Raw genomic sequence first — 4030 nt, forward strand, 5'->3', positions numbered from 1 at the left:
GCTACCGACCTGTTTGCCTGATCGGCCAGACGTTGCATATCTGATATTTCATGGTTTTCCCGAAAACAAACTGACAAGAACGTTTTAAATAAACGACAGGAGTGTTGATATGGCCAGCTTGATAAACGGTCTTGGTGGTGCAGCCGGTTTCGGGGAGAACCAGCTGACTCGAAACGATGATAGCTACACCTCCAACATTAATATCAGCAATGTTTTCGGGGCTGCCGGACTCAACTTCTTCGGCACCAACTACACCAGTATTTCCGTCAACAACAACGGAAACATCACTTTTGGTGGCGGCCTTTCCACCTATACCCCCTACGGCATGCAAGGCTCCAGCAGGCCGATGATCGCTCCCTTTTTTGCGGACGTTGATACCCGGGGTGGAACGGTCAGTGCAACGCCGGGCGGCACATCGACAGGCAGCAACCTGGTCTATTACGACTTCAACTCTACAGGCTATGGCGCGCTGACCGTTACTTGGGATGACGTCGGTTATTTCAGCAGCAAGACAGATAAACTAAATGCCTTTCAACTCCAGTTGGTCGGGAAGGGCGGCGGCAATTTCGATGTCATCTTCCGGTATGAAACCGTCAACTGGACAACCGGTAGTGCCAGTGGCGGCACCGGTGGACTAGGAGGAACCGTTGCCCGTGCCGGTTACTCGACTGGCGACGGCGCCTCCTGGTATGAACTGCCGCAATCGGGCAATGAGTCCGCCATTCTCGGGCTGGAAACCACTCCAGGTAACACAGGCGTAGCCGGTTACTACAAATTCAGCATCGTCAGCGGTACGTCCGGCAATGACAACATGCAAGGTACTGCCGGGAATGACTCGCTCTATGGCTCTTCGGGCAATGACGTCATCAATGGTTTTGCCGGAAATGACGTTCTCTACGGCGCAGCGGGCAGCGACAGGCTCCTGGGCGGCCTGGGAGACGACACCTATGTCGTGGATGCGCTGGATACCCTTGTTGAACTTGCCAACCAGGGTATCGACGTCGTTCAGGCAGAAACCAGCTATACACTCGGTGACAATCTAGAGAACCTGATTCTGACCGGTAATAGCAGTATCAACGGCACAGGTAACGCACTGAACAACACCATTGTCGGCAACTCATCAAACAATATATTCAATGGCGCGGCGGGCACCGACTTTGTTTCATATGCCTATTCCAACTACGGCGTCAGAGTCGACCTGTCCAACACCGGCTCGCAGTATACGTACCAAGGCTACGATACTTTCGTGTCTATCGAGGGCGTCTTCGGTACTGATGACTCCGATACACTAACCGGTAATGACTTGGCCAATTTCCTTATCGGCGGCGCAGACAGCGACATCCTCAATGGCGGCGCCGGCAACGACACCCTTGATGGCGGCAGTGGTGTGGACCGGATGACTGGCGGCGATGGCTCTGACCTCTACTACGTCGACAATGCCGGCGATCTCATCAGCGAAACCAATGCTGTCGCCAGCACCGGTGGCACCGATACCGTTTATAGCTACCTCGACACCTACACCCTGACTGACAATGTCGAGAACCTGCGCCTGCTGGCGACTGGCGCTGCCAACGGCACCGGTAACAACCTCAATAACGTCATCGATGCAGCGGCCGGCAACAACATCCTTATTGGCGGCGCCGGTATCGATACCGTGTCCTATGCCTTTGCCACGGCGGCGGTGACGGCCAACCTGGGGCTGACCACCGCGCAAGCCACCGGTGGTTCCGGTTCAGACACCCTGTTGAACTTCGAAAACCTCACGGGCAGCAACTATCACGACAAGCTGACCGGCAACGCGCTTGCCAACACCCTCAGCGGTGGCCTGGGCAGCGACCAGCTCAACGGCGCTGCCGGTGCCGACCGCCTGATCGGCGGCGATGGTTCCGACTTCTACTTCGTCGACAATGCCGGCGATGTCGTCAGTGAAACCAATGCTGTCGCCAGCACCGGTGGCACCGATATCGTTTATAGCTACATCGGTGCCTACACCCTGACTGACAATGTCGAGAACCTGCTCCTGCTGTCGAACGGCACTGCCAACGGCACCGGTAACAGCCTCAATAACGTCATCGATGCAGCGGCCGGCAACAACATCCTCAATGGCGGCGCCGGTATCGATACCGTGTCCTATGCCTTTGCCACGGCGGCGGTAACGGCCAACCTGGGGCTGACCACTGCACAAGCCACCGGTGGTTCCGGTTCAGACACCCTGTTGAACTTCGAAAACCTCACAGGCAGCAACCACCACGACAAGCTGACCGGCAACGCGCTTGCCAACACCCTCAGCGGTGGCGCCGGCAATGACACACTCACCGGTGGCGCCGGCAACGACCTGCTGATCGGTGGCATAGGCCTGGACACGCTTTATGGCGGAACCGGGGCCGACCAATTCGATTTCAATGCCTTGAATGAAATGGGCCTGGGCGCCGCCCTGCGCGATGTCATTGGCGACTTCAAGACCAGCGAAGGCGACAAAATCGACCTGTCGACCCTGGACGCCAACCTCGCGACGGCTGCCAACGATGCGTTCAGCTACATCGGCTCCAGTGCATTCAGCAGCAATGCCACAGGGCAAGTACGCTTCGCCGGTGGCGTTCTCTACGGCAGCACCGACGCCGATACCGCCGCTGAGTTCGAAATTCAGTTGGTGGGGGTGAGCAACCTGCAAGCTACCGACCTGTTTGCCTGATCGGCCAGACGTTGCATATCTGATATTTCATGGTTTTCCCGAAAACAAACTGACAAGAACGTTTTAAATAAACGACAGGAGTGTTGATATGGCCAGCTTGATAAACGGTCTTGGTGGTGCAGCCGGTTTCGGGGAGAACCAGCTGACTCGAAACGATGATAGCTACACCTCCAACATTAATATCAGCAATGTTTTCGGGGCTGCCGGACTCAACTTCTTCGGCACCAACTACACCAGTATTTCCGTCAACAACAACGGAAACATCACTTTTGGTGGCGGCCTTTCCACCTATACCCCCTACGGCATGCAAGGCTCCAGCAGGCCGATGATCGCTCCCTTTTTTGCGGACGTTGATACCCGGGGTGGAACGGTCAGTGCAACGCCGGGCGGCACATCGACAGGCAGCAACCTGGTCTATTACGACTTCAACTCTACAGGCTATGGCGCGCTGACCGTTACTTGGGATGACGTCGGTTATTTCAGCAGCAAGACAGATAAACTAAATGCCTTTCAACTCCAGTTGGTCGGGAAGGGCGGCGGCAATTTCGATGTCATCTTCCGGTATGAAACCGTCAACTGGACAACCGGTAGTGCCAGTGGCGGCACCGGTGGACTAGGAGGAACCGTTGCCCGTGCCGGTTACTCGACTGGCGACGGCGCCTCCTGGTATGAACTGCCGCAATCGGGCAATGAGTCCGCCATTCTCGGGCTGGAAACCACTCCAGGTAACACAGGCGTAGCCGGTTACTACAAATTCAGCATCGTCAGCGGTACGTCCGGCAATGACAACATGCAAGGTACTGCCGGGAATGACTCGCTCTATGGCTCTTCGGGCAATGACGTCATCAATGGTTTTGCCGGAAATGACGTTCTCTACGGCGCAGCGGGCAGCGACAGGCTCCTGGGCGGCCTGGGAGACGACACCTATGTCGTGGATGCGCTGGATACCCTTGTTGAACTTGCCAACCAGGGTATCGACGTCGTTCAGGCAGAAACCAGCTATACACTCGGTGACAATCTAGAGAACCTGATTCTGACCGGTAATAGCAGTATCAACGGCACAGGTAACGCACTGAACAACACCATTGTCGGCAACTCATCAAACAATATATTCAATGGCGCGGCGGGCACCGACTTTGTTTCATATGCCTATTCCAACTACGGCGTCAGAGTCGACCTGTCCAACACCGGCTCGCAGTATACGTACCAAGGCTACGATACTTTCGTGTCTATCGAGGGCGTCTTCGGTACTGATGACTCCGATACACTAACCGGTAATGACTTGGCCAATTTCCTTATCGGCGGCGCAGACAGCGACATCCTCAATGGCGGCGCCGG

General features: G+C 55.8%; 2 protein-coding genes. Both read left to right on the plus strand.

Going from position 1 to position 4030, the window contains the following annotated elements; all coding sequences use genetic code 11:
• Positions 1–109 precede the first annotated feature (109 nt).
• Complete coding sequence (locus tag PMI34_RS29505; protein ID WP_008047127.1) at positions 110–2692, plus strand: beta strand repeat-containing protein; 2583 nt, start codon at positions 110–112, stop codon at positions 2690–2692.
• Between the two features lie 88 nt (positions 2693–2780).
• Positions 2781–4030, plus strand: a 1250-nt coding sequence (locus PMI34_RS29510; protein WP_008047129.1) for a calcium-binding protein, incomplete at its 3' end; no start/stop codon positions are given.

The sequence above is a fragment of the Pseudomonas sp. GM74 genome, assembly GCF_000282455.1.
Lineage (GTDB): Bacteria > Pseudomonadota > Gammaproteobacteria > Pseudomonadales > Pseudomonadaceae > Aquipseudomonas.